The organism is Anaerobiospirillum thomasii, from assembly GCF_900445255.1.
In the GTDB taxonomy this organism is placed as follows: domain Bacteria; phylum Pseudomonadota; class Gammaproteobacteria; order Enterobacterales; family Succinivibrionaceae; genus Anaerobiospirillum_A; species Anaerobiospirillum_A thomasii.
This window is the reverse complement of sequence record NZ_UAPU01000005.1, coordinates 771975-798082: the sequence shown is the minus strand read 5'-3', so window position 1 is coordinate 798082 and position 26108 is coordinate 771975. Positions and strand designations below refer to the sequence as shown.

The 26108-nt window shown below is 40.5% G+C and carries 23 protein-coding genes and 1 pseudogene; 12 read left to right on the top strand and 12 right to left on the bottom strand.

The features are described from left to right. Positions 1–132: 132 nt before the first annotated feature. On the top strand, positions 133–789 hold the full coding sequence (locus DRZ93_RS03665; protein ID WP_113745856.1) for a hypothetical protein: 657 nt from the start codon (positions 133–135) through the stop codon (positions 787–789). A gap of 161 nt (positions 790–950) precedes the next feature. Here DRZ93_RS03665 and ybaK read toward each other — a convergent pair whose 3' ends face one another. Then, positions 951–1427: a Cys-tRNA(Pro) deacylase gene (gene ybaK / locus DRZ93_RS03660; protein WP_172458075.1), complete on the bottom strand. Its 477-nt coding sequence runs from the start codon at positions 1425–1427 to the stop codon at positions 951–953. A gap of 106 nt (positions 1428–1533) precedes the next feature. Beyond that, the gene (locus DRZ93_RS03655; protein ID WP_113744772.1) at positions 1534–1734 is read right to left on the bottom strand and encodes a putative motility protein; all 201 of its coding nucleotides are present in this window, start codon (positions 1732–1734) and stop codon (positions 1534–1536) included. A gap of 260 nt (positions 1735–1994) precedes the next feature. Here DRZ93_RS03655 and DRZ93_RS03650 point away from each other — a divergent pair, with 260 nt between their 5' ends. After that, positions 1995–2738: a basic amino acid ABC transporter substrate-binding protein gene (locus tag DRZ93_RS03650; protein WP_113744771.1), complete on the top strand. Its 744-nt coding sequence runs from the start codon at positions 1995–1997 to the stop codon at positions 2736–2738. 79 nt (positions 2739–2817) lie between these two features. Here the strand turns inward: DRZ93_RS03650 and DRZ93_RS03645 are convergent, their stop codons facing one another. Continuing rightward, positions 2818–3432, bottom strand: a complete 615-nt coding sequence (locus DRZ93_RS03645) for an HAD family hydrolase (RefSeq protein ID WP_113744770.1) — start codon at positions 3430–3432, stop codon at positions 2818–2820. 371 nt (positions 3433–3803) lie between these two features. Between DRZ93_RS03645 and DRZ93_RS03640 the strand changes: the two genes are divergently transcribed. From DRZ93_RS03640 to DRZ93_RS14080, 7 genes and pseudogenes are all read left to right on the top strand, one after another. After that, the gene (locus DRZ93_RS03640; RefSeq protein ID WP_245933766.1) at positions 3804–4565 is read left to right on the top strand and encodes a basic amino acid ABC transporter substrate-binding protein; all 762 of its coding nucleotides are present in this window, start codon (positions 3804–3806) and stop codon (positions 4563–4565) included. An 81-nt stretch (positions 4566–4646) separates the two neighbouring features. Next, a complete protein-coding gene (locus DRZ93_RS03635; RefSeq protein WP_113744769.1) occupies positions 4647–5297 on the top strand; it encodes an amino acid ABC transporter permease in 651 nt (216 codons plus the stop codon). Between the two features lie 2 nt (positions 5298–5299). Beyond that, the gene (locus DRZ93_RS03630; RefSeq protein WP_113744768.1) at positions 5300–6019 is read left to right on the top strand and encodes an amino acid ABC transporter ATP-binding protein; all 720 of its coding nucleotides are present in this window, start codon (positions 5300–5302) and stop codon (positions 6017–6019) included. 12 nt (positions 6020–6031) lie between these two features. Next, positions 6032–7096, top strand: a complete 1065-nt coding sequence (locus tag DRZ93_RS03625) for an LpxL/LpxP family acyltransferase (RefSeq protein ID WP_113745855.1) — start codon at positions 6032–6034, stop codon at positions 7094–7096. A gap of 355 nt (positions 7097–7451) precedes the next feature. Beyond that, entirely contained in the window at positions 7452–8651 is a 1200-nt protein-coding gene (locus DRZ93_RS03620; RefSeq protein WP_113744766.1) for an amino acid aminotransferase, read from the top strand. 574 nt (positions 8652–9225) lie between these two features. Then, positions 9226–9870, top strand: a pseudogene (locus DRZ93_RS14005) (AAA family ATPase); the annotation flags it as partial. Positions 9871–9892: 22 nt separating this feature from the next. Then, complete coding sequence (locus tag DRZ93_RS14080; RefSeq protein ID WP_146741091.1) at positions 9893–11011, top strand: PD-(D/E)XK nuclease domain-containing protein; 1119 nt, start codon at positions 9893–9895, stop codon at positions 11009–11011. A 40-nt stretch (positions 11012–11051) separates the two neighbouring features. Here DRZ93_RS14080 and DRZ93_RS03600 read toward each other — a convergent pair whose 3' ends face one another. Both DRZ93_RS03600 and DRZ93_RS03595 read right to left on the bottom strand, forming a co-directional pair. Further along, complete coding sequence (locus tag DRZ93_RS03600; protein ID WP_113744760.1) at positions 11052–11963, bottom strand: 1-phosphofructokinase family hexose kinase; 912 nt, start codon at positions 11961–11963, stop codon at positions 11052–11054. A gap of 12 nt (positions 11964–11975) precedes the next feature. Next, positions 11976–13067: a polyamine ABC transporter substrate-binding protein gene (locus DRZ93_RS03595; protein ID WP_245933765.1), complete on the bottom strand. Its 1092-nt coding sequence runs from the start codon at positions 13065–13067 to the stop codon at positions 11976–11978. Between the two features lie 107 nt (positions 13068–13174). Here DRZ93_RS03595 and DRZ93_RS03590 point away from each other — a divergent pair, with 107 nt between their 5' ends. The 3 genes from DRZ93_RS03590 to DRZ93_RS03580 all read left to right on the top strand — a co-directional run bounded on the left by DRZ93_RS03590 (position 13175) and on the right by DRZ93_RS03580 (position 16408). Beyond that, positions 13175–14086, top strand: a complete 912-nt coding sequence (locus tag DRZ93_RS03590; RefSeq protein ID WP_113745851.1) for a DUF2333 family protein — start codon at positions 13175–13177, stop codon at positions 14084–14086. A 29-nt stretch (positions 14087–14115) separates the two neighbouring features. Beyond that, on the top strand, positions 14116–15945 hold the full coding sequence (locus tag DRZ93_RS03585; RefSeq protein WP_113746077.1) for an ABC transporter ATP-binding protein: 1830 nt from the start codon (positions 14116–14118) through the stop codon (positions 15943–15945). A 79-nt stretch (positions 15946–16024) separates the two neighbouring features. Further along, positions 16025–16408 (top strand): YgiW/YdeI family stress tolerance OB fold protein, encoded by a 384-nt coding sequence (locus tag DRZ93_RS03580; RefSeq protein ID WP_113744758.1) that lies wholly within the window; start codon positions 16025–16027, stop codon positions 16406–16408. Between the two features lie 76 nt (positions 16409–16484). Here the strand turns inward: DRZ93_RS03580 and DRZ93_RS03575 are convergent, their stop codons facing one another. From DRZ93_RS03575 to mpl, 7 genes are all read right to left on the bottom strand, one after another. Next, complete coding sequence (locus DRZ93_RS03575) at positions 16485–16847, bottom strand: NirD/YgiW/YdeI family stress tolerance protein (RefSeq protein ID WP_113745850.1); 363 nt, start codon at positions 16845–16847, stop codon at positions 16485–16487. 9 nt (positions 16848–16856) lie between these two features. Beyond that, positions 16857–17243: a YgiW/YdeI family stress tolerance OB fold protein gene (locus tag DRZ93_RS03570; protein ID WP_113745849.1), complete on the bottom strand. Its 387-nt coding sequence runs from the start codon at positions 17241–17243 to the stop codon at positions 16857–16859. A gap of 245 nt (positions 17244–17488) precedes the next feature. After that, positions 17489–18709: a galactose/methyl galactoside ABC transporter permease MglC gene (locus DRZ93_RS03565; protein WP_113744755.1), complete on the bottom strand. Its 1221-nt coding sequence runs from the start codon at positions 18707–18709 to the stop codon at positions 17489–17491. 9 nt (positions 18710–18718) lie between these two features. After that, complete coding sequence (locus tag DRZ93_RS03560; protein WP_113744754.1) at positions 18719–20227, bottom strand: sugar ABC transporter ATP-binding protein; 1509 nt, start codon at positions 20225–20227, stop codon at positions 18719–18721. Positions 20228–20513: 286 nt separating this feature from the next. Next, positions 20514–21542 carry a galactose ABC transporter substrate-binding protein gene (locus tag DRZ93_RS03555; RefSeq protein WP_218564248.1) on the bottom strand — a complete coding sequence of 343 codons (1029 nt, stop codon included), beginning with the start codon at positions 21540–21542 and terminating at the stop codon, positions 20514–20516. A gap of 755 nt (positions 21543–22297) precedes the next feature. Next, on the bottom strand, positions 22298–24127 hold the full coding sequence (locus DRZ93_RS03550) for an AAA family ATPase (RefSeq protein WP_113745848.1): 1830 nt from the start codon (positions 24125–24127) through the stop codon (positions 22298–22300). Between the two features lie 612 nt (positions 24128–24739). After that, complete coding sequence (gene mpl / locus DRZ93_RS03545) at positions 24740–26104, bottom strand: UDP-N-acetylmuramate:L-alanyl-gamma-D-glutamyl-meso-diaminopimelate ligase (RefSeq protein ID WP_113744751.1); 1365 nt, start codon at positions 26102–26104, stop codon at positions 24740–24742. Positions 26105–26108 lie beyond the last annotated feature (4 nt).

Genomic DNA, 26108 nt, shown 5'->3' with positions numbered 1-26108 from the left:
AATTTCTCTTGTTATCAGGCAGTTTTTGGCAGGATAAAAAGAAATAAAAAAAACAGGTATTTTTATAGCGTGATTTTAAAGCTATTATTGATCTGTAGAGCCTTTAGATCCTATCTGACAGGAGGTGTACATATGTTAAGATATCTAATTCTATTTTTTCCATTGGCCGCAGTTTATAGCGTGCAGGCTCTGCCATGGCAGTCAGATGATCTTAAGCAAAATTTAATGGTTCCAACAGTTAAAATGAACACTACAGCCTTAGGCTCTTATACATATGCGACAGCTTCAGGAATAGGCACAGCAAATGTATATGATAATGACATGCTCTGTGGCAATGTGCTTGGCAATGATATTTATCAAAAAAGCATTCCAAATTATGGAGATCATTTACAAGATAATATCTATTGGCCTATTGGCAATAGCCCATATAAAAATGTGACGTCAGTTTATAACTATAACTATAACTACTCTAAACCCTATGAAAGATCACAAGAGCCGCTTCTTGATAGAGGCCATATGTCAAGTGATGGCTTTGGTGGCTATAATCTGCCCAATGGCGATTATATGAGACCTGATGGTTTTGGCGGTTATAATACGCGCAGAGGAAAAATCACAAGCGACGGCTTTGGTGGCTATAATCTGCCAAATGGTGATTATGTAAGACCTGATGGTTTTGGCGGTTATAATACGCGTAACGGCAAAATCACAAGTGACGGCTTTGGTGGTTATCGTCTTCCAGATGGCAAGTACATGACTCCAGACGGTTTTGGCGGGTATTACATCAGATAAAAAAAGACCAGAGCAAGGCTCTGGTCAAATGAAAAAGCATTCAGTAGCAAAAAAATCTGCGTTCAAAATCTTGAACTATCACTTTGACTGCTGATATTTAAAAAGGTTCAAAAAAAAATTAAAAATATTAAAAAATTTTAAAAGCACGATTTTTTGCAGATCTAAGAGGCATCGGCGTGCTCTGTAATATCAGCACACAGTGCATCTAGTGCCTTGATTAAATCATGAGGATTGACACCTACACTAAAACCGCGCCTGCCGCCGCTTACTAGTATTTCATCATAGTTTAAAGCGCTGTCATTGAGCACCACCATAGTCTTTCTTTTCTGCCCAAAAGGTGAAATGCCACCTATGACATAACCTGTAATTTTTGATGCTGTAGCCTGATCTGTCATCTCAAGTTTTTTTATCTTGCAGGCTCGGGCCAGATTTTTAAGAGAGATCATGGCATTGACGGGCACAATGCAGGTGACATAGGTTTTATCCTGATGGAGCATTATGGTTTTAAAGACACGGTTTGGGTCAATCTGCAAAGCAGAGGCTGCAAAGCGACCAAAATCATGATCTACGCTGCAGTCGTACTCGTAGGTGGTATAGGGAATTTTATTTTTATTTAAAAAAGTCTGGGCAGGTGTAATCATGGCTTGCAAGTTTAAAGCTAAAGGTGTGGGCGTTATGAAAAAACAGGGCGTAAAAAAACACAGTATTTTTATATACTGTGTTTTTTAAATCTTTAAGTTTGAATTAAACCTTGATATTGATGTTTGAGCCTAAGGAGCCTGCTGCCTTTGGAGCTGCTGCCTGAGTATTCTGTACAGTCTCCATGGCGCCCTGAATTAACTGCAGTGCCTGCTGACCCTGCTGCTCATTGGCTTTCTTGGTCATGGCAACTGCTAGTGACTCGTGACCAAAATTGCTTGATAAACCAGTAATTGATGAGCTCATATATTTACCTCACATATATAGTACTTATTAATAGTTATCGTTAGTATAAAGTAATTCTTTAACAAAGAGTGAAAAAAAATTAATTATTTTTAGTATCTTAGGCAGCTACTCATCGGCGTGAAAATTTTTGTGTTTACATTTGGTGCAAGTTTGTGGCATAGATTGTTTTTGTGCGCAATTATGGTGAATTGCTTAACGCTCCATAACATTATGTGTATTATGTACGTAAAATTAATGTGTTATACATAAGAGAGATAAAAATGAAAAAAAGTATTCTGGCAGCTGCCATATTAGCTTTAGGTCTTAATGCTGCATCTGCTGATGTTCTTAAAGTTGGTACCCATCCTACCTTTGCTCCATTTGAGTATGTAGATGACAATGGCAAAGCCATAGGTTTTGATATTGAGCTTATTGAGGCTATTGCCAAAACCCAGGGTGATACAGTTGAGATTGTCTCCATGCCTTTTGACGGTCTGATCCCTGCGCTGCTTACAGGTCAGATTGATGCCTCAATTACCGGCATGACTATAACTGATGAGAGAAAGAAGCGTGTTGATTTTACAGAAGGTTATTATGTAAGCTCACTGTCAGCTTTAATTGCCGCCAAGGATAAAGAAAGTCTTACTGATGTGCAGAAGTTAAAGGGTCAGAAGATCTGTGCTCAGATTGGTACTACAGGTGCCATGTTTGCCGAGAAGCTAAGCCCTGGCAATGTTGTGGCTCTTAACAATCAGCCAGATGCCATGCTTGAGCTGCAAAACGGCGGCTGTGTGGCCCTCATCAATGACAGACCTGTAAATCTTTTTTATCTGCAAAAGGCCAACACTGACAAGATTGTAGAGCTTGCTGACAAGAGCCTTGTGGAAAATGCCGATGTCTACGGTATTGCCGTACAAAAGGGCAACAGTGCCATGGTTGAAAAATTAAACAAGGGTCTTAAGGCCGTAAAGGAAAATGGTCAGTACAAGGAGCTACACAAAAAGTACTTTGGCGTTGAGCAGTAAGTGTAAGAATCCATCATAGCAAAACTAAAAGCTCAGATATTACGCTGAGCTTTTTTTTGATTCTAAAAAGAGAGTTTTACTAGAGATCGAGTTTTAAAAGATTGGAGAGCTGTGCTCTTACAAGCTTAAAATCGACACAGTGCACGGCATGGATGCCAAGAGAATTGGCCATATTGACATTGGCCAGACTGTCATCGATAAAGACACATTCCTGAGGCTTAAGATGATAGCGCTCAAGCAGTGTATGATAGATACCTTTTTCAGGTTTAATCATCTCCTCTTCACCAGAGACTACAATACCTTCAAAATCATCTAAAAATCTGTAGCGTGAAAAGGCAACAGGGAAGGTTTCAGCCGACCAGTTGGTAAGTCCATAGATCTTAAAACGCCCTGACTCTTTGACCTTGTTGAAAATATCAATACCATCTGCTATTTCGCCTTTGAGCATCTTAGGCCAGCCTGTCTCGTACAGGGCAATTTCTTCTTTATACTCAGGATACTGCTCTTGCAGTCTGGCAACTGCATCTTTAAAAGGCACGCCTTTATCCATCTGTGCATTCCATGTGCTAGAGCAGATATGCTCAAGAAAATATTCCATTTTCTCTTTATCATTGAACACATCGTTGTAAAGGTATCTTGGGTTCCAGTCAAGCAGCACACCGCCAAAATCAAAAATTACATTTTTAATTTCCACTTTAATTTCTCCGTAAATGTAGTGTGACTACAGCATAAACCAAAATAAAATTTTGCAACATGCATATCGCACAATTTTGCTCTGGTGTATACAAATATTAAATTTCTATTAACTTAAGTTATAAAAGCTACATTGGTGTATGTAAAAATACAATAAAAATAAATATATATATATATCTATCTATGTCAGGGGCACTCTTTGACAGGCTTATTGTGTCTGTGTACTGTCTTTATATTAATTTCCACATAGTTTGAGTTTTGTTGTAAAATACACAGGTTGTTCTAAAGGGTGGATATGTGGCACTAAATACAGTATCAGCTACACACTTAAGAACCTCTTTATTTTGATTTTTATAGCGATTGTGAGGGCTTATGGCACGCAATTTTAAATCTTCAGTTCTTGCTATGACTCTGTTTGCAGGTTCTGTATTTGGTGCATCAGTAGCAACAGCAGCTGACGTACTTAAGGTTGGCACTGAAGGAACCTATGCTCCTTTTGAGTTTGTGGACATTAACAACAAGGGTCAGCTCATAGGCTATGATATTGATATTATGGCAGCTGTTGCAAAAGATCTGGGTATGGAGCTTGAAGTTGTGAATATGCCTTTTGACGGCCTTATTCCTGCTCTCATGACACAGCAGATTGATGCTATTGCCGCTGCTATGTCAATTACAGAGGACAGAGCTAAGAAGGTTACCTTCTCCGATCCTTACTACAAATCAGGCCTTAGCATCATTGTACGCAAAGACAGTCAGGACAAGTACAAGACAGCTGACGATCTTAAAGATCAGACTCTGTGTGCACAGATCGGCACTACAGGCTTTATGACTGCCAACAAGATTTCAGGCAAGGTTACTGCCTTTAATACACAGCCTGAGGTTTTCCTTGAGCTGCAGTCAGGCGGTTGCGAGGCTGTGGTCAATGACCGTCCTGTAAATCTGTACTATCTGGTGCAGAACAAGGATGTAGCTGCAGTGGAGCTTAAAGATATTCTCTCAGCTGAGGAGTATGGTATTGCTGTAAGAAAGGGCAATACTGAGCTTCAGGAGAAGATCAACGCCTCTTTAAAGAAATTAAAGGAGAGCGGTGAGTTTGGCAAGATCCACAAAAAGTGGTTTAACGTAGAAGAGTAGTTTTTATACTCATTTATGGGGTAGGCATGTAACATGCCTACTTTAATTTTTTTTATTTTCTAAGTTCTTTTTATAGTAAAGATGACATTTGATTTTTCACTGATTACGGATAATCTGTCCTTACTTCTTTTAGGTGCTTTTGTTACAGTTAAAATTACAGCCGCATCTGTGGCTATAGGTACTTTTATCGGCCTGTTTGTTGGTATTGCAGAGATTGCAAGATACTGGTGGATAAGAATTCCTGCCAAGATTTATGTAGACTTTTTAAGAGGCACTCCACTTCTAGTTCAGATTTTTATCATCTATTTTGCCATGCCTATTATTCTTGGCGTAAGAATAGATCCTTTTGTTGCAGCTATTACTGCCTGCTCTATCAACTCAGGTGCCTATGTAGCTGAAATTTTCCGTGCCGGCATTCAGTCTATAGACAAAGGTCAGATGGAGGCAGGTCGCTCATTGGGTCTGTCATGGAGCTCCACCATGCTCTTTATCATTATTCCTCAGGCCTTCAAGCGCGTGGTACCACAGCTTGGCAATGAATTTATCGCCATGCTCAAGGATTCATCACTTGTGTCTGTAATCGGCTTTGAGGAGCTGACAAGAAAGGGACAGCTTATTATTGCAAGTACCTATGGCTCACTTGAGATCTGGTCTGCTGTTGCTGTTATCTATCTTGTTATGACCTTGTCCATCACACGTTTTGTGGCCTATCTTGAAAAGAGATTTAAGTAAAAATGATTGTAATTAAGGATTTGCACAAGAGCTTTGGCTCACACTGTATTTTAAATGGTATCGATCTTGAGGTTAAAAAGAGCGAGGTAGTTGTAGTTATCGGTCCTTCAGGTTCAGGTAAGAGTACACTGCTGCGCTGTGTAAACTATCTTGAGGTTCCAAGCTCTGGCACCATTACCATTGACAATCACACCATTACTCCTGAGACCAATATCAATACCATACGTGCCGAGGTGGGTATGGTGTTTCAGCACTTCAATCTCTTTGGTCACATGTCTGTGCTTGATAATATTACCTTGGCTCCAATCAAGGTGCGCGGTATGTCCAAGGCAGATGCACAGGAGGTGGCTCTTGATCTGCTCTCAAAGGTAGGTCTTAAGGATAAAGCCTCATCCTATCCAAGTCAGCTCTCAGGCGGTCAGCAGCAGCGTGTGGCTATTGCCAGAGCTCTGGCTATGAAACCTAAGATCATGCTTTTTGATGAGCCTACATCAGCACTTGATCCTGAAATGGTTAATGAAGTGCTTGAGGTTATGAAAAATCTGGCTGAAAGCGGCATGACCATGATGGTGGTAACCCATGAGATGGGCTTTGCCAGACAGGTGGCAGATCGCGTGCTCTTTGTTGACGGCGGCAAGATTATTGAGCAGGGAAGTCCTGATGAGGTATTCTCAAATCCAAAGGAGGATAGAACCAAAGACTTCCTGTCCAAGATTTTATAATTAAGGATATATATGGCACTGACAAATTCAAAAAAGGGCCAGGCTTTTGATAAAAGCTCCTATAAGGAGCTTTTAACTCTAAAAAATCTACCCTCATGGCTGGCTTTGGCCTGCCTTGCTGTTTTTGCCTATATACCCAACCGTCTGCGCGATATCTTTGCTATTGTCTGCGCCTATTTAGTCTTTTTAATACCATCCAAGCCACGCCGTGTGGCCTATGCCAATTTACGTACAGCCTTTCCCGATCTCAGTGCCAAAGAGTGTCGTGCCATATCGCGCCGCTCCATAGCTGTAGGTTTTTGTGTAACGCTGGCCTATGGCGAGCCTACATTTTTACCATCCTTTATGTTAAAAAGGCGCTGGATTGTACATGGTCTTGAGCATCTGCAAAAGGCAAGAGAAGAGGGGCGTCCTATTATATTTTTAGCTCCGCACACCTATGCTATAGACAGATGTGGTCTTTATCTGTCCTATGTAGGTCTTGAGATGTGCACCATGGTCAGATCGCAAAAAAACAAAGTCTTTGACTGGTTTTTAAATCAGCAGCGTCTGCGCTTTGGCGGCAGTGTCTATGAAAGAGATGCCGGGCTTAGAACTTTAATCCGCGAGCTTAAAAGTAATCACTCCTGCTTTTTCCTGCCAGATGAGGATTTAGGCGATAAATCAGCCCGCTTTATTGATTTTATGGGTGTACCTAAAGCTACAGTATCCACACTGCCAAAGCTTGCCAAGGTTGGCAATGCTCAGGTTATGCAGCTTTTTTCAACCTACAATATTAAGAAGGCCGCATTTGAGATTTTCCTGTCTCCTGTTTTTGAAAATTATCCAGGATCTGATTTGGATCAGGATCTTAGGCGTATGAATGAGTGCATAGAGCATGAGCTTGTGCGCCATAAAGAGCAGTATATGTGGATTTTACGTATCTTCAAGACTCTGCCCGATCCAAGCTATCCTGACATTTATGCCAATACCTATACCTCTTTGTACAAAAGCGGCAAGAGTATTGATGTAGCTGGCCGTCGCCGTCCTTACAGGCCATATGATGAACAGGGTCAGGAGAATAATGACAGTCTTTAAAGATACCTGTTTAACATCACAGTGCCATGGTTTTTAGATACATTCTTATACACTGTGTATGCCCTTGATAAAGGGTTTTGTATAATGCCTTGTTTTAGTGCGAAAGATCTTTAAATGATCTTTTGTGTCCTATCAGTAATGCCTTTTAAAATCAAGGCTGTTTAAAATATATGTAGAAGCTTTTACAAGTAGGTTTATACTTGAATCATACTCATATTCACGAGTTTTAGGTGGGCTGTTGCACTTTGGTGCACTTGCCCAACCTAATGCTACATAGATCACATGATATATAAATGTCAGTGAAAATGTGATATATTTATGCAACTTTTTTATTGGAACAATTTGGTATTTAAAAATGTTTTTTGATCGTATTGAAGCAGCTCCTGCTGATCCTATTCTTGGTTTAACTGATGCCTTCAGGAATGATCCAAATCCTGAAAAGATTAATCTTGGCGTAGGCGTATATCAGGATGATGCAGGTAAAACTCCGGTTCTATCCTGTGTCAAGGATGCTGAGAAGTTCATTTTAGACAATGAGCAGTCCAAGTCATATCTTCCAATTACAGGTTTATTAGAGTTTGGTGTTTTAACCCGCGCCTTAATTTTTGGTACCTCAAGCGAGTTTGTAGCAGGCGGCCGTGCTGTAACCTGCCACTGCCCTGGTGGTACCGGTGCACTGCGCATAGGTGCAGATTTCATCAAACAGCAGAATGTTGCCAGCACCATCTGGATTTCAGATCCTACCTGGGCCAATCACTATCAGATTGCCACAGCCGCTGGTTTAAAATATGAGCGCTATCCTTATTATGACAGAGTAACTCACGGTCTTGCCTTTGAGAAAATGCTTGAGACTTTAGATCAGGCTCAGGAGGGAGACGTTGTTCTACTTCATGCCTGCTGTCACAATCCTACAGGTATTGATCCAACTGCAGAGCAGTGGGAAGCTTTAGCTCAGTTTATGGCACAGAAGAAACTGCTGCCATTTATTGATTTTGCCTATCAGGGCTTTGGCAAGGGTATTGAAGAGGATGCCATTGGTATCAGAACTATTGCCAAGCACTGCAAAGAGTTTATCATTGCCTCATCCTATTCAAAGAACTTAGGTCTGTACAATGAGCGTGTTGGTGCTCTTACTGTGGTTAGTGCCGATGCAGAAACTGCCGAGCGTGTAAACTCACAGGTTAAGATTGCTGTACGTACAGCTATTTCAAATCCTCCTGCCCACGGTGAGAAAATCGTTACTACTATTTTAGGTAATGATGATCTGCGCAAGAAGTGGGTTGAAGAGCTTGCTGCCATGAGAGGCCGCATTCATGAAATGCGTCAGATGCTTGCAGATAAGTTAAGTGCTGCAGGTGCCGGTGATTTTAGCTTTATCACCGAGCAGAACGGTATGTTCTCCTTCTCAGGTCTTAACAAGGAGCAGGTTGAGAAGTTAAAGCAGAACTTTGGTATCTACATCGTAGGCTCTGGCCGCATCTGTGTTGCAGGTATCAACACTTCAAATATCGACAAGCTGGTCTCTGCCATTACTGCAGTTATCAAAAACGACTAAGCTTTAGATTAAAAAGTAAAAAAGGCACAGTCTTAAATATAAGGCTGTGCTTTATTATTTTTAAAAAAGATAAAGCGACAGATATTTTTCCTTTATTGAAGTATAGAGGGAAACTTTAAAGCTTTAAACGACAATTACTTTTTTTCTTGTTGGGCTATATCTATGCTTAGCACTGCTTAAAATGCAGAAGATTGTTAATAAATCATAGTATTTCCTCTTTACTGTCTAAAAGTCTTTTTGTAATAAATTGTTTATTAGAATGTTCAAATGTTAATTTTATTTGTTCCTTTAAAGATAGATTTTAGCGTATGAGCTAAATGTGACATAATGAATCTGATAGGAAATATCTTAAATTTTTATAATACATTAAAATATATAAGCCTTTAGGATCTTGATATTAACCCCAAATTATTAATTAGAAACAACGATAAATGTAGAAAATAATTTTAACGCTTTTAATCAGGTATAAACATGTTTATGATTGAAACCAACGATTTAAAGTGTGCTGTTAAAATTCATTTGTTTTATTTAGATAAGTCCAAGCGCGGGATATGTTCTATAAAAACTTTAGAGAATTAAGAAAAAAATTCCTCGCAGTGCTTCTTTTCCATACATTATTTCACTGCAGGCAATTTATGTTGATAAGACTGATCTTATATATGATATTGCCTGTGATACTGGTCCTCAATTTTTATCAAGGCCAAGACGCTTTGGTAAGTCAACTATAGTCTCAGTATTAGAAGAGCTTTTTACTCATGGTGTTAAAGCGTTTATAGATGACAAAGGCAATGAGCATGAGTCCTATTTTAAAGACCTTGCTATTGAAAAGCTTTGGACTGATGGGGATACTTATAATGTTATACATATTGATTTTTCCAATATGCCAGAAAATCAGGCCATTGTTGATAAAAGAATAGAGGCTGCCAAAGCTGTTAATAAATACAGCTCTTATAATCTTGCATCGGCAATTGAGAGCTTTATTTATGGTTTTGAATAGGTAATTAGACAACACTTTTTAAAGTATAATTTTAAAAATGATAATGATACAACATCAGCTGGCGATCTGCTGACTGACTTTGTAAAAAAGGCTGGTCCTGGAAAAACAGTATTGCTTATAGATGAATATGATTATCCTTTAATCCATATTCCTGTAACTCTGAAAACAAAAGAGGAGAGGCAATGCTATATAGACGCTGTGTTGACAAGTATCAAGTCTTTTTATGCAACATTAAAACGCAAGAGTGAATATTTTAGAAAGATTTTTATCACTGGCATTACCTGTTATAAGGATGTGTGTATTTACGGTAAGCAATACTATAGAGGATATATCACTAAATCCACACTTTGGCAGTATTGTAGGTTTTACGCGTGAAGAGATTAAAATATATTTTGACGAGCATATAAGATATAGCGCATCTATACACTATGGGATTGAGCAACAAGATCTTAAAGATGAGCATGTTGATGGTCTTATCAGTGAGCTAGCATTGTGGTATGACGGCTACTGTTTTGATGAAGATCATGCTCATCATGTCTTTTCAACTATATCTGTATTAAATTTCTTTGCAAGTATCAATGCTAGATTTAAAAACTACTGGTACGATTTAGGAGGTATTCCTGCCGTATTGAAACATAACGTAAAAAATATGGCAGATGATTTTCTAACCATCAATATTGAAGATAAAGATTTCAGGCTTAAGGTAGACAGATCTCAATTTTTTAATCAGGATTCGTACTATAATATGAATCCAAAGGTCCTTTTATTTCAGACTGGCTATCTGACTCTTGCATCTCCCATTAGAGAAGATGTAGTAATGCTAAAGCTTCCAAATGAAGAAATACGAGATTCACTAAGAAGTCTGCAAAGAAGCTTTATTTTCAATCTGCCTAAAATTTATGATAACAATATCAAGATTACCGAGAGTATAACGTCACAAAGGCTGTGTAGCTTTTTAAAGCTGATACTGACAGCCACTGACTATAGTGTATTTGTAAAGAGTATTGTAGATGAGTTATCTCTTGTAAAGCATTTTTATAATTTCTTTAAGACAGATAATTTTGTCAGTGCATTAATTGATACAGCTCAATCAAAGGCAGTAAATGCTAAAAGAGAGGTGCATAATGCCTTTGGTCGCTGTGATCTCAGGCTTGATTTTAAAGACAGTGACTATACTTTTATTTTTGAGTTTAAATATACGCATGCGTCATATAACAAGTCAGATGAATCACTTATGGTGGAGGCCTTAAATCAGATACGTGACAGAAATTACCATAAAATCATGAATAGAAAAGTCAGAGCCTTTGGCTGTGTGTATAATGATAAGTTACGTCAGATATCTTTACTAAAGGAGCTTGTCTGATAGAGACATAAGATACAAGATCCTATGTCTTAAAAGAGATTTAGATCTCGCCCATACACTCTCTGAGCTCACGCACATACTCCTTTGGAGCAATGCCTTTATAGGTTGCTGTGGCAGCACCTGTTGCAACTGCCATATAGGCCGCTGATTTTAAATCGGCGCTTTCAAGATAATCACTTATAAATCCTGCAATCATGCTGTCACCGGCACCTGTTCTGTCAATAGCATCACCGCCAGGTGTGGCAATGACATAGGCATTATCCTCGCAGTCAACAAAGACAGCGCCGTTTTTGCCCATGGAAACGAGAACATTCTGCGCGCCTTTATCGCGTATGGCGCGGGCAGCCTCAATTACCTTGTCATTGTCAGAGAGCTCTTTTTGTAAAAAGTCCTGCAACTCATACAGATTTGGTTTGACCAGAAAAGGTTTTAACTCAAGAAGAGGAGCAAAAACATCTGGTGGTGTGTCAATAATGACTTTGGTGCCTGCTTTTATATTTTCAAAAAAGGTGCGGTATATATCCTGTGGCAGTGACGGCGGTACCATGCCTGCTAGCACCAGAATATCGTTTTCCTTGATGATTTTGATTTTGTTTATAAGATAGTTGATATCATCAGAGGTAACAGTAGGGCCCAGGCCGTTGATTTTGGTCTCCTTGGTGTCCTTGATACGTATGTTGATGCGGGTACGGCCACGACGTACTCTGATAAAGCCTGTGTTGATGCCACTTGCCATGGTCATACGCATAAGCTCATCGCCAGAAAAACCTGCCACAAAACCCAAAGCTGTAGAGTTGCATCCCAGATTCTTGAGCATAATGGAGATATTTATACCTTTGCCTCCTGGTCTTAACTCCTCTTCAATGGCTCTGAAGTTGCCACCTGACTCAAGGGTAGATGACAGACTTACAATAAGATCCAGAGAAGGGGAAGATGTTACGGTATAAATCATATAAAAATCCTGCTACTGTGCTGAGTGTATGCGTACATCATTCCAGGTTCTGGTTAATAATTTAACCACACTGTCCTTTGGTATAACTATATGCATTCTTTTTAATTTCTCTGCATCATAGTATATACCCTTGTTGTCGGTTATTTCCTTATCGACAAATTTAGTTGCCTCTTTATTGGCATTGGCATAGCGCACATAGTTTGAAATCTCGGCTATAACCTCAGGGCGCATGATAAAGTCAAGGAACTTATAGGCATTGTCCTTGTTTTTAGCATCCTTGGGTATGGCCAGCATGTCATAGCCCATAAGGGCGCCTTCTTTTGGAATAATATATTTAATCTCATCAAGGCCAGCCTCTTTAGCCTTCTGCGCTGCAAGCTGTACATCACCAGACCAGCCTACAGAGACACAGACCTCGCCTGAGGCCAGATCGTTGCCATACTGTGATGAGTGCATATATCTTACATTTTTCATAATGGAGACAAGAGCATCTCTGGCCTTTTGATAATCAGCCTTGCTTTCACTTTCAGGATCTAGTCCAAGATAGATTAAAGTTGAGCAGATCATATCTGAAGGGCTGTCGAGCACTGTAAGGCCACACTCTTTGAGCTTTGAGGCAATAGCATCATCAAACAGGGCATCCCAGCTGTCAAGCTCAAAGTCATCGCCCATGATTTTTTTGACAGCCTTTTCGTTATAACCTATGCCTGTTGAAAGTTCCATATAAGGAATACCAAAGCAGCCGCCTGTAATAACTTCATTGATTTTGGCCATCTTTTTTTCATCAAGATTTTTAAAGTTAGGCAGTTTTTGCACATCTAGCTTTTCAATAAGATTAAGATCGGAGAGCCTTTTTAAAATGTGCAAAGAAGGGGCCACTATGTCATAGCCTGATGAACCTGCCATCATTTTGGCCTCAAGCATTTCATTTGAATCCATGACCTGATAGTGAACCTTGATATTAGTTTCCCTTTCAAACTGCTCTATGGTTGACGGGGCAATATAATCAGACCATTGCAGTATATATAAATCATTACTCTGGGCAGATGCGCTCATTATTGACATGGCCAATGTGCCAACAATTATCGATTTTAAAAAAAACACTTTGTACCCTTTAAAATTTCAACTAACATGTAACTAATGATAAAATAATTTATACCTGATTAACATCAAGTAGAAAAAAAAGATGCAAAAAAAAAGTGAGGTAGTCGATGACTTTGAGCGCAAAATTCTTTAAATATCCGGTACTTATTATAATTTTAGCTTATGTTCTGTACGTGTCCTGTGTAGGTTTGATATCTAATGTTTCTCCTCAGTCATATGCTCCTGCAAAAGTTGACAATACAGCAGATGAAAGACAGAAAGCTCAGATTTTAGCCCGTGGTGTAACCGACGCACTTGAGACTGAGCTGTCATCACTTTTTGGCTGGCTGCCAAATGATATTTTAATGGAGCAGAAAATCATTGATAACAAGACTGCCTATCAGCGCGGTGTTATCTATGCCACCCGTCCTGCATCTGATATTGTGGCCAAAACTGCAGGCCGCGTAGGTGAGAGAGATACCATTGACTCACGTCTTAGCGATGCCACATCACGCTATTTTACCTATGCTGACAATGTATGGGGCTTTTTATTTGTCTATGACTGTGAGGGCAAGTACAAGGCCGGTATCAAAGGCTGGCAGGACTGGGCCAACAGTGTGGGCACCAAGTCACGCGATGCTGGCATCTACAATGTAAAATCAGATGATGTCTTTAATATTTTAAAATACTGCTCCGCTATGACTGACTATGCCTTAGGCATTTTAAACAATACCGATATTAGCCATATGGATGCTGACAACAACATCTATTATGTAAAGGGTGTAGCCAAGGTGGCCGGCAATGTGCTGCGTGCTCTTATTGCAGTTGATGAGTCAGTAGTGGCACGAGGCGGTGCTGAGAATGTTGACGAGGCTCTAAAGCGTTTTGCCTATATTGATGAGTTCAATCCTCTTTACGTAGTTGCAGGCGGCAATGCCAGAGGCGATGCCATGCTGCCAAATCACATTGCAGCTATGGCCCGTCATCTTGATGTAGCTAACAACAGACTTAACGATATGATGGCCTCCATGGATAAATAAGCGGATCTTATTTTTTGTAAATGAAATTCATGGATAGTATCTGGAGATGGTTTGAACATTTAGTTCCGCCATTTCCAGAGGCTGAAATCAAAACGCCACCTGCAAATCTATTTCATTTTATCCTGTACTATACACAGGGACTGTGGCGCTTTCTGCTTATAGTTGGCATTCTCACCGCTCTTATGGCTGCAGGTGAGGCTTTGTTTTTTATCTGCCTTGGTCTTTTGGTTGACTGGACTACCACAAGCTCGCCATATTCATTTATTGCAGATCACGGCAGTCATCTTATTTTTATGCTGATTTTAGCAGGTGTAATACTGCCTCTTGCTACCACCTTTCATTCTTTTATACTGCATCAGACCTTGTTCTCAAACTATCCAATGCAGATACGCTGGAGAGCGCATCACTATCTTTTAAATCAGTCCATTGATTTTTTTGAGGATGAATTTGCAGGGCGTATTGCCAATAAGCTGATGCAGACAGCTATGGCTGTGCGCACCTCGGTATTAAAGCTTGTAGATGTGCTGATGCATATGCTTGTATATCTTGCCACCATGCTGTGGATGCTGGCTGATGCTGATCTGCTCTTATCGCTGCCGCTTTTAATCTGGCTGTGTCTTTACGTAAGTGCTCTGGTGGTCTTTATTCCAAGACTGCGCATGCAGTCACAAAAGCAGGCAGACAGACGCTCTGATATGGTGGGGCGTATTGTAGACAGTTATGTCAATATAACAACGGTCAAGCTCTTTGGCGGCAGGGGCCGTGAGTCACAGTATGCCCATGAGGGTATGAAGCACTTTATTAAAAGTGAAAGACAGGCGCTGCGCACTTTAACGCTCTTTGATCTTAGTGTACAGTTTATGAACTATACACTGTTAATTTCCATCACTATGCTCTCACTGTGGCTGTGGGCTGACTATCAGGTCTCATCAGGAGCCATTGCTGTGGCTATGGCTATTGCTATCAGAATTATCAATATGTCACGCTGGATGATGTGGGAGGTGGGTGCTATTTTTGAAAATATAGGCACAGTCTATGATGGCATGAGTACACTGACACGACCTATTTCAGTACAGGATAAAAAACACACAGAAAAATTACAGGCTGTACAGGGCAATATTGACTTTAAAAATGTATTTTTTGCCTACAAGGGCAGCAAGGATATATTTTCAAATTTAAATCTCTCCATTAAGGCTAAAGAAAAGGTGGGCATAGTAGGCCCATCTGGCGCCGGCAAATCTACGCTGTTAAATCTCATGCTGCGTTTTTATGATGTAGACAGAGGTCAGGTGACCTTAGATGGCATAGACATACGCAATTTAAAGCAGGATGAGCTGCGTGAGTATTTTTCTATGGTCTCGCAGGATGTGTCTTTGATGCACCGCACCATAAGACAGAATATTCTGTATGGCTCTGATGCCGATGAGAAAAGACTTGAGGAGGCGGCACGTCTTACTGATGCTCTGTCCTTTATCAAATCACTGTCAGATTACAGGGGGGCCAGTGGCTTTGAAACCATGGTGGGTGAAAGAGGCGCCAAGCTCTCAGGCGGTCAGAGACAGAAGATTGCGCTCTCGCGCGTTATTATGAAAAATGCGCCTATACTTATTCTAGATGAGGCCACCTCTGCTCTTGATTCAGAAAGTGAGCATGTAATTTTAAACAATCTGTCCACCATTATGGAAGGACGCACCGTCATTGCCATTGCCCACAGACTCTCAACTTTAATGCTTATGGACAGAATTATTGTCATAGACAAAGGTCAGGTGGTGCAGCAGGGCACACACAAAGAGCTTTTAGCTGCAGATGGTCTGTACAAGATCTTATGGGAGCGTCAGGTTGACGGTTTTATAGGTTAAATATCAAGCATAGCCTTTCTAAGTTTTATCTAAGTTTTGCTATTTATAATCAAAGACAATTGATAGATAGGATTTAACTATGGGCTTTGGGCATAAAACTTTATTTTTGGCACTGATCTTTGGCTCGGGTATGGCACTTGCAGGTCATATTTCTCCTGCCAATGCTCCACGTGGCTTTGAAATACCAAAAAGCACCATCATAGAAGTACAAAACAGCCATGCCGATGAGCAGGATGTATGGCTGCGTGGCCGTCTGACCAATTACTATGGTAAGGACAGATACGAGTTTACCGATGAGAATGGCAGCTCTATTGAAGTGGAGCTTGATGATGACCGTTCCTGGTCCCATATAAGTAAAGATCAACTTATTGATATCTACGGTACAGTAGACAGAGACATGTTTTCCATAAAAGTTGAAGTATACGAGGCCCTGCCTGTGGCAGTGCACGAAACAGCAAACTAGCAGGTTCCTGATACTATGTAAAAGGAGCGGGCGGTTAGTCCACTCCTTTTTTATTTATGTTCTGTAAAATTTAAAATTAGTTGCCAAGAGCTCTGGCACTTTTGGCATCAAGACGCACCTTGGTGCTTATCTTTTCAATACAGGCTTTAAGCTCAATAAGCTCATCTTTTCTGATACACGACCAGTTGTAGTCATCATCAAGATCAACTTCTATACATTGGCCTTTAGTGTCAGTAAATTCATACAGGTCATCGCCTAAAAAATTGGTAAGACGCCCCTGTATCACAATCATCTGACCGTGATTGCCTTCATTTAGTAAAGAGGCTATATCATAAGTCTGCAGCTTTAAATTATCAGATGCTCTGCTCTCCTGTGCAGTTGTTGCAAGTATAGGCAGGGCTGCACAAAAGAGAATTAAAGCTGCATGTTTGTACTTCATAAATCTTACTTATCTTTCAAGTGCAGTGGCGTCTTTGACATCAACTTTGATGCTGTTTGCATCACGGTCAATTTCACCATGAATATCAATTAGCTGATCTTTTTGAATGTGTGACCAGTCCTTGTCATCGTCAAGCTCAACTACAATGGTGCCGGTCTCATCTTCAAATATGAATTTATCCTGACCGAGCATCTTGGTAATACGGCCACGCATGGTCACATCCATCTCATCGGTACCATTGGCAATAACATTGGCAACTGTCATATTGGTGGCGGCAGCTGCACTAAAGCCCTGAGGGGCTGTGGCACTGGCATTGTCAAAACCTTGTGGGGCTGCACTGACTGATGAAACAGTAAAAATCATGGCAGCAAGAGATGAAAAAATAATCTTAGTCATGTTTTTAAATCCGTTTGTCAATATTATTAAAATAATCAAATATAAAGTAAAACTGTTTGCTAAGTATATGTGATCTTTTAAAATTATCAATCCTTTAACATGCTTTTAATAAAGAATTGTAAGTATAGGGCATTTCTTGCGATTAAAGGATATAAAAGGGCATAAAAGGGGAGTAAAAGACTTTTATATTAAAATAAAAACCCAAGCTGAGGAGGCTTGGGTTTGGTAGTAAGTTCCTTGGAGAACTAAACTTTCTTACGATACTTACCCATATCGATAGCTACAGCGGTGGCAATAATGATGCCCTTGATAACCTGCTGCCACATTGGGGATACAGAGATAAACTGCAGACCGTACTGAATAATGGTGAATACGAACACACCGGCGATGATGCCTGATACTGTTGCAATACCACCCATAAGAGATACACCACCTACCACACAGGCTGCGATGGCATCAAGCTCATAACCCATACCGTACTGGTTGGTAGCACCTGCGGTTCTTGCGGCCTCTAACACACCTGCAATACCGTACAGACCGGCTGCCAGGATGAAGATGAATAGGTTGGTGGCATATACGTTAACACCGGCTACAACAGCAGCTTCGCGGTTGCCGCCTAAGGCGTATACGTTCTTACCGAAGATGGTCTTGTTAAGTACGAACCAGATAATTACAGTGATAACAGCTGCAATTGGGATAAGTACAGACACGCCTGGGAATCTGCCAAACTGGAAGAGCTTGGTCTGACCTAAGGCTGCAAAGTCTGGTCTTACACCGCCAATTGGCTGTGAGTTGTTAGGTGGAAGGTCAAAGTACAGTGAGCAGGTACCGTATACAATAACTGAGGTTGCCAGTGTTGCAATGAAAGGATGCATTTCATACTGTGCCACCAAGAAGCCGTTGAGGGCACCGAAGATCATACATACAACCACAGCAGTGATGATAGGCACGAACAGAGGCAACTGAGCAAGCTCAGGGAAGAATCTGTTGGCATAATCTTCAGTCTGCAGCATTGAGGTTGAGATAACAGCGGCAAGACCTACGATACGACCGGCTGACAGGTCACATCCTGCAATGATCAGAGTGAAGCAGATACCAAGAGCAATAATGAGCTTGGTTGATGACTGAGTCATAATATCCAGTACCACACGGATCTGCATGAATCGAGGCTGCAGAATACAGATGATAAGTACCAGCACCACCATGGCGATAATAATGGCGTAATTGGTCAGCACATTATTTAAAGTCTTGGCGTTGATTTCAATGTCCTGAATATTATGACCAGGCTTGTACAGGCGCATACCGTTCTGTATGGCCACCCAGGCACCGATAATCATCATTAAAACAGGAAGATCATAAATAACTTTGATCTTGGCAAAGAACAGGGCTACACCTAAAAGTAAAATACCAAGGCCAAGGCCTGTTAAACTTTTACGGTATGAGCTTTGTGTAATTACAGTAGACATATAAGCTCCTTACTTGTTAAAGGATGAGGCCAGGCGCATGATTTCTACCTGGTCGAAGTTTTCTTTATCAACAAATCCGGTTACGTGACCTTCGCACATAACCATGATTCTGTCTGACATACCCATAAGTTCAGGCATTTCTGATGAAATCATGATAATTGACTTGCCCTGGGCAATCTGATCGAGCATGAGAGTATAGATCTCGTATTTAGCTCCAACGTCAATACCACGGGTAGGCTCGTCGAAAATCAGAATATCAGAGTTGGTTAAAAGCCAGCGGGCAATAAGTACCTTCTGCTGGTTACCGCCTGAGAGGTTCTTGATAGGGGCGCCAAGGCCTGGCATCTTAACATTGAGATCGCGGCAGGCCTCAAGAGCTGATGGCTCACGCCTTGAATTGTCAAGAATACCCATGTTGGCAAAGCTCTTTTGCGCAGCAATAACTGTATTATCAAGAATAGAGAGAATGCCGAAAATACCGTTCTGACGACGCTCCTCGGTTAAAAGGGCGATACCGTTACGCTTGGCGTCACGTACAGATTTGATATTGATGGCAGAGCCGTCTTTATACAGTGTGCCTGAGGCAATAGGGCGCAGACCAAAGATTGATTCAACAAGTTCTGTTCTCTGTGCGCCAACAAGGCCGCCGATACCGAGGATTTCACCGCGGTGCAGCTCGAAGTTGACATCCACAAAGGAGCGCTTGGCAGCTGAGGTGAAGTTTTCAACTTTTAAAACAACCTCATCTGATGGTTTTTGCTCTTTGACAGGGAAACGGTTGGACAGATCACGACCTACCATGTTCTTGATGATAAAGTCCTGATCAATGTCTTTAGCTTCCCATGTACCAACGTACTTGCCGTCACGCATGATGGTAACGTCATCTGAAATACGCAGAATCTCTTCCATCTTGTGGGAAATATAAATAATAGAGCGGCCTTCAGAGCGTAACTGATCAATGATCTTGAACAGGTATTCAACCTCATTTTCAGTAAGTGATGAAGTAGGCTCGTCCATGATGATGATTTTAGCATCATAGGAAATGGCGCGCGCAATTTCAACCAGCTGCAGTTTAGATGCACCTACAGTTCTTGCTGTGGCCAGCGGGTCAACATCAAGGCCGATTTTTGCAAAAAGCTCCTCAGTATCTTTTTGCATTTTGGCATGATCAACAAAACCAAACTTGGTAGGGAAACGGCCAATCCATACGTTTTCCATAATAGGACGGAAACGTATAGGATGGAGTTCCTGATGGATCATGGATACGCCAAGACCAAGGGCTGCCTTGGTGGATGGAATATCTGTGATTTTTTGACCATCAATAATGATCTCACCCTCATCTGGGTGATATAGACCAAATAGACATTTCATCAGCGTTGATTTACCTGCGCCGTTCTCACCCATAAGGGCATGCACGGTACCAGGTCTTACTCTCAGGTTGGCATGGTCTAAAGCCAGTACACCTGGGAAACGCTTAACGATGTCATTCATCTCAAGGACGTATTTCTTGTCTGTCATGAGACATGCCTCGCTTTACAATAATTGCAATAAGTTCTGTGTGCTATACGCCATGCGGCGTCAGATCCTAGCAAGACCGGCGTGATATCACGCTCAGACCTCTTAAAATAAAAAGAGAACGCTTACATACAGCGTGTACAATAAATTTCAATCTCTATTTTATTTTGTAAATTTGTGTTTAATTATCGAAAAAAGAAAATTTGTAAGGTCTGATTGTAAAGCCCCCTGTCACAGATAAGTTCTCCAAAGATACAGGGGGCTTTTATTTTAAAAGATTACCTGAAGATTACTTCATGAAATCTTTGTAGTTCTCCTGGGTAACTTTTACGTATGGAATCCATACATACTTACCATCGGTGATCTTGTAGCCGATTGACTCGTCAGTTACAGCCTCACCCTTTGAAGCCTGGTTGGCAATGCGAACTGCGGCAGTACCCTGGTTGTAGGCGTCGTTGAGTGATGTACCTAACATCTGACCTGCGGCAATAGCCTGCAGAGCTGGAGCTGTAGCGTCTACACCGGTTACAGGGATGTACTTCTTAGGATCCTTGCCAGTGTTGTAGCCTTCTGACTTGAGAGCCTCGATAGCACCTAAAGCCATGTCGTCGTTGTTGCACAGTACAGCCTCGATTGCGTCGATGCCCTTAGCTGTGATGAAGTTCTTCATCTTGTCGTGACCCTGAACCTTATCCCAGTTGGCGTTGTCAGCACCGATCTCTTCGATCTTCATGCCAGCATCTTTCATAGCCTTTACGCAGTACTCTGAACGTAAGGTGGCGTCCTGGTGGCCCTGCTCACCCTTAATCAGGATGTACTGGATAACACCGTCACCGTTCTTGTCTGCCTCTGGATGGGCTTTGAAGTAGTCAACGATCAGCTGGCCGCCGATGGTGCCTGACTCTTCAGCCTTGGCGCCTACGTACCAGGCCTTGTCAAAGCCGTCGAGGATGCTCTTGTCTGGCTCACGGTTGATGAATACGATTGGAAGATTCTCGCCTTTGGCCTTGTCTACAAGCGGACCTGCAGCACTGCGATCTACTGGGTTGATTACAAGAGCGGTAACACCCTTGGTGATGAAGGTATCAACCTGATCGTTCTGCATTGGCTGACGGTTCTGTGAGTCTACAAGCTCGATGTCAGCTTTAAGATCGGCTGCTGCCTTTTCCATGTTGTTACGTACACCGGTCATGAATGTATCGTCAAACTTGTAGATACATGAGCCGATTAATACGTCATCGGCAGCCTGTGCTGCACCCATGGTGGCGGCAAACATAACGCCAGCTGCAATAGCAGTGAATTTAGCCTTATTAAACATATATAGCATCCTCCAAAGATACTTAATTGTCGAAGATTTATTTCAGATACATAATATTAATAAATGGCCAAATAAAATGAGATAAAAAGCAAATTTTATGACTATAGTTATTATATGTTATAAATTAATTATAAGTATAAAAACTATTTATATAGTCTCTGTAATAGGCATTAAAATACCATTTAATTTTTTGAGTACAAAAAATGTGGGAACGTTTACATTTCAAATATGTGATATGCTTAACAAAAAATTTTAAAATTTGAAGTTCAAATCTGAAATAAAACTCTAAGCTTACATGTAAGATCTTGTTTTAATGCTCTTTTCATGAAGAGTAAATACAATATCAACAAAATATTTTAATTAATGGACCTTAATTTTTACCTGCAAAGCGGAGTTTTGTGTTCTTAACTTCAATAAAGCTGTCAGGGTTTACATCTGATAAAACCTGCAGACAGTTGGCAAATGCATTTAAAATTATAAATAAAGCTGTGTATTAAGATACCCAAGATCCTATAATTTATAAAAACAAAGTCATGATGTGTATGTACTTGGGATGGTTGGTATCAGGCAGATGCACTTAGTATTATGCCTATCAACAGTGATTGGTTCAGCCCTCTCTTGAGTGTGGCACCTATAAGAGCATCTATATGCTGTGTATTGTGGGCTAAGCAGTTGCGCTATAAGGTTAAATTAAAATCTCCTGATCTTAAGTTATTGTATGGTGCCACATAATACCTATCGTCCATCCAATACTTTTATTCAGATCCTCTCTTCTTTGCAATATTGCCCAAAGATGCAATCTTACATTTTTTCTTGAAAAAGCCTATGCCAATGCCATAGACATGTTTATATTGTGCACTAAACAGATCTGCATATTTCTTTTCTATGATTTGATCTGTAGCCTCATTAGCGACCTCTAGACAGTCATCTGTTGTAGCTCTTTTAAACTCTAAAATAACTGCTCTATCATTAGATGAGTCTTTAAGAATGATGTCACTATAGCCAAGACCACTTTCACTCTCATCTAACATAGTAATACCACAATCGGTTACAGCCTCTATCAAAAGACCCTGCATAAAACCATGAAAGTATTGCTCATGACCTGAGTGTCTAATGCTTATATAGGTTTTTAATACTGTATTGATAATATCCTGAGCCTTGGCAATATCATTACACAGTAATGCATCTAAAAGGTTATAACCCTGTGCACTCCAGGTTGCATCGTCCTCTGAATATAAAACACCAAGCCTGCTTTCAAAGGCCATTCTTACCTCATAATTTGGTATTTTTATTCTGACATTATCTGTCAATGGTGAGTCATCAGATAGAGTGACATAGCCTGTCTGTAACAGCATAGTGCTAAAGGCGTTAAATTTCAGACCACTTTTAATATCAGGATAAACTGTAAATTCAGATAGCTCAATGTCTATTGATTTGCCATCCATTAAGTCCTGTAATTTATCAATATTACCTTGCTTTTTAGCCTCAATTGAGTTTTTAGTATACAGAGTAATAATGTCATTGCCTGAGGTGTTAACCCAAAAAGGCTTTGGCTCATTGCTTCCGTTACGTTTTGATGCGGCGCAGTACTCCATTAAAGACCATGGGCAGTAGACATAATCATTGCCAAATCTATAACCGTTATACCACTTTTTAATCTCATCTTTTTTAGACTCTACACCAAAGTCACTGATGATTTTATCAGTCTGCTCCTGTGTAAAGCCAAAGAAGGATGAGTAAAGCTCATCGTTAACATTAAAGGTGGTAAAGTTATTAGCATCAGTAAAGACACTTTGATGGGCAATTTTTAAGCAGCCTGTAATAATGCCCTTATACAGCCAGGCATCTGGATCTTGTTTAAAGGTATTAACACTTATATCACGGATAATGGCAAGCATTTCATCATAATACGGCTCTTTTGCTACAACTGCCTTTTGTAATGGGACATCATACTCATCTATAAGGATTAAAACCTTTGTGCCATATGCAAGGTATAACATTTTTGCAAGATTGGGTATAAAAAGACCACAATAAGTTACAGCATCATTGAGTTTTGTTAAATCTGCTGACAGATTAAGGTTATTTGCGCAAAAATCGAATATAGTGGAAAAAATAATTTTTCTGTTATCTGATATTTTGGGATTATCTAGCAAAAAGGCAAATGCTTCATATAAGTTGAAAATCTTAATTACTAATTTTTCAACAGCCTCATAAAAGCAGGAGCCCTCAACACCTCTAAAGGAGACATAGATAACAGGCAGCTGTCCCATGACCTTATCTCGCAGCTCTTTGTACTCATCCTGAGCTACAGCAAGATTACGGCCATTGTCTATAAAGAGCTTTTGCTGATAGGTGGTATCGCCTGGATTTTTATAGTCAAGCTCACAAAAGGCCTTAATCATGGACATATTTAAAGTTTTGCCAAAGCGACGGGGTCTTGTGAATAAGGCATTTTCAACCTCATCAGAGCTTTCAAGGAGATTTTTTAAGTATGAGGTTTTATCTACATAATAGGCATTAGATTCAATCAGCTTTTCAAAGATCTCACATCCTGGTAATACTTTTGGCTTTGCGTGTGTGTTCATAATAAAATCCCATTTGTTCCAAGATTTATATGTAATACCTTTGTATGCAACTTCATTACTTTAGTGCATCCATGTGAGCACTTTAACCTTATAATACTAGCATTATTTATAAATTAGAATACTGTCTATCCCCTCTATGCTTTAAAAGCCGGATCATTGAGCCTATAACCTACAAAATAAATTTGGTCATGCTCATATGTCATAGACATCAATGTAAAAAATGTCCGTCAAATATAAGCCTTTACAGGTTGACTATGCCAATCATTGACTATCAGATTTTTGCCTTTGCAGTTTTTAAAAAGATCATTGACGCATTAAGGAAAAATACTGTGCATATGAAAAATTACACAGATTTTTCATTTGATCTTTTTTTGCACAGTTATGTCTTTTAGGGTAGCAAGATAAGCTTTTGTCAGCTCAGCTACAGATACGACCAGCTCAGTTTTTTTTTGATTGATGAGGATCTTTGCCTTGACCTTGGTATTGCAGTATAGAGGGGCTTTAGAATTTCTTACAGATGCATATGGCTATGACACAATCTTGGCTGTATATGCATCGAGGTTAAAAAATCCTGTCAGATTGGGCTTTGACAGGATTATTAACTAAACTCCTTTATGCATATTTTTCTTTAAGCCTGGTATAGAGTTTTTGATGTATGCCATTAAAGTTGCCGTTACTCATAATTAAAATCTCATCACCATCGTGAACAAAGGCACAGACAGCGTCTAAAAGAGTATCAAAATCATGAATAATCTCAAGGTTTTCATGGCCTGCCTTGATTTTATCTATATCCCAGCTGACAGAATCGGGAGCATAGATAAAAGAGTGATCGGCATAGGCAAATGAGTCAGCAAGCTCATCTTTGTTGGCACCTAACTTCATGGAATTGGAGCGTGGCTCAAATACGGCAATAAGACGTTTACTGGTGCCTATTTTATCTCTTAAGCCCTTGGAGGTACACAAGATCGCACTAGGGTGATGGGCAAAGTCATCATAGATATTGATTGAGCCTACAGAGCCTACAAGCTCCATACGTCTCTTTGGCAGCATAAAGCTCTCAAGGGACAGAGCCGCATCCTTGTAGTCAATACCGATAAAGGCGGCAGCCTCAATGGCACACAGGGCATTTTTAATATTGTAAAGTCCTGTGCAGGCATAATTTACATCACAGATATAATCCTCGCCATGATACAGACTAAAGGCCGAGCAGTCTTCCTTTAGCACTTTGACATGCAGATGCTCCTTGTCGCCTGCTATGGCCTTATTTGACCAAAGACCCATGTTGATGACATCAATAATGCCCTGTTCATCATGAGGATAGACTACAAGACCGTTGCCAGGCACTGTTCTTACTAAATGATGGAACTGACGCTTGATATCATCAATTGAATTGAAGATATCGGCATGATCAAATTCAAGATTGTTTAAAATGGCCACATCAGGATGGTAGTGGACAAATTTTGATCTTTTGTCAAAAAAGGCACAGTCATACTCATCAGCTTCAATGACAAAGTAGTCACTGTCGGTATCACGGGCGCTAAGACCAAAATTGCGTGGAATGCCGCCAATTAAAAAACCAGGATTTTTACCGTTTTTCTCTAAAATCCAGGCGAGCATGGCTGATGTTGAGGTCTTGCCATGCGTGCCGGCCACTGCCAGTGTGGTTTTATGGCGCAGATAATGCTCATAAAGATACTGCGGGCCTGAGACATAGGCGCGTTTTTCATTGAGCATACGCTCAATTACACCCATGCCTCGCTTCATGACGTTGCCAACGACTATAAGATCAGGATTAATCTCATCAAAAAGTGAGGCATCATAGCCTTTGTAGAGTTTGATACCTGCATTTTCAAGCTGTGTGCTCATTGGTGGATAGACATTAAGATCTGATCCTGTGACTGTATAGCCTGCACTTTTGGCCAGAATGGCCACGCCACCCATAAAGGTGCCGCAGATACCAAGAATATGAATATGCATAAAA

What these genes read in the sequence shown, in the direction of transcription:
- DRZ93_RS03620 (WP_113744766.1), top strand. Translation starts at nt 7,452, where the DNA reads ATGTTTTTTGATCGTATTGAAGCAGCTCCTGCTGATCCTATTCTTGGT.
- DRZ93_RS03550 (WP_113745848.1), bottom strand. Translation starts at nt 24,127, where the DNA reads ATGAACACACACGCAAAGCCAAAAGTATTACCAGGATGTGAGATCTTT.
- DRZ93_RS03650 (WP_113744771.1), top strand. Translation starts at nt 1,995, where the DNA reads ATGAAAAAAAGTATTCTGGCAGCTGCCATATTAGCTTTAGGTCTTAAT.
- DRZ93_RS03655 (WP_113744772.1), bottom strand. Translation starts at nt 1,734, where the DNA reads ATGAGCTCATCAATTACTGGTTTATCAAGCAATTTTGGTCACGAGTCA.
- DRZ93_RS03580 (WP_113744758.1), top strand. Translation starts at nt 16,025, where the DNA reads ATGGGCTTTGGGCATAAAACTTTATTTTTGGCACTGATCTTTGGCTCG.
- DRZ93_RS03625 (WP_113745855.1), top strand. Translation starts at nt 6,032, where the DNA reads ATGGCACTGACAAATTCAAAAAAGGGCCAGGCTTTTGATAAAAGCTCC.
- mpl (WP_113744751.1), bottom strand. Translation starts at nt 26,104, where the DNA reads ATGCATATTCATATTCTTGGTATCTGCGGCACCTTTATGGGTGGCGTG.
- DRZ93_RS03640 (WP_245933766.1), top strand. Translation starts at nt 3,804, where the DNA reads ATGGCACGCAATTTTAAATCTTCAGTTCTTGCTATGACTCTGTTTGCA.
- DRZ93_RS03560 (WP_113744754.1), bottom strand. Translation starts at nt 20,227, where the DNA reads ATGACAGACAAGAAATACGTCCTTGAGATGAATGACATCGTTAAGCGT.
- DRZ93_RS03555 (WP_218564248.1), bottom strand. Translation starts at nt 21,542, where the DNA reads ATGTTTAATAAGGCTAAATTCACTGCTATTGCAGCTGGCGTTATGTTT.
- DRZ93_RS03630 (WP_113744768.1), top strand. Translation starts at nt 5,300, where the DNA reads ATGATTGTAATTAAGGATTTGCACAAGAGCTTTGGCTCACACTGTATT.
- DRZ93_RS03565 (WP_113744755.1), bottom strand. Translation starts at nt 18,709, where the DNA reads ATGTCTACTGTAATTACACAAAGCTCATACCGTAAAAGTTTAACAGGC.
- DRZ93_RS03600 (WP_113744760.1), bottom strand. Translation starts at nt 11,963, where the DNA reads ATGATTTATACCGTAACATCTTCCCCTTCTCTGGATCTTATTGTAAGT.
- DRZ93_RS03585 (WP_113746077.1), top strand. Translation starts at nt 14,116, where the DNA reads ATGGATAGTATCTGGAGATGGTTTGAACATTTAGTTCCGCCATTTCCA.
- DRZ93_RS03665 (WP_113745856.1), top strand. Translation starts at nt 133, where the DNA reads ATGTTAAGATATCTAATTCTATTTTTTCCATTGGCCGCAGTTTATAGC.
- DRZ93_RS03590 (WP_113745851.1), top strand. Translation starts at nt 13,175, where the DNA reads ATGACTTTGAGCGCAAAATTCTTTAAATATCCGGTACTTATTATAATT.
- DRZ93_RS03575 (WP_113745850.1), bottom strand. Translation starts at nt 16,847, where the DNA reads ATGAAGTACAAACATGCAGCTTTAATTCTCTTTTGTGCAGCCCTGCCT.
- DRZ93_RS03635 (WP_113744769.1), top strand. Translation starts at nt 4,647, where the DNA reads ATGACATTTGATTTTTCACTGATTACGGATAATCTGTCCTTACTTCTT.
- DRZ93_RS03570 (WP_113745849.1), bottom strand. Translation starts at nt 17,243, where the DNA reads ATGACTAAGATTATTTTTTCATCTCTTGCTGCCATGATTTTTACTGTT.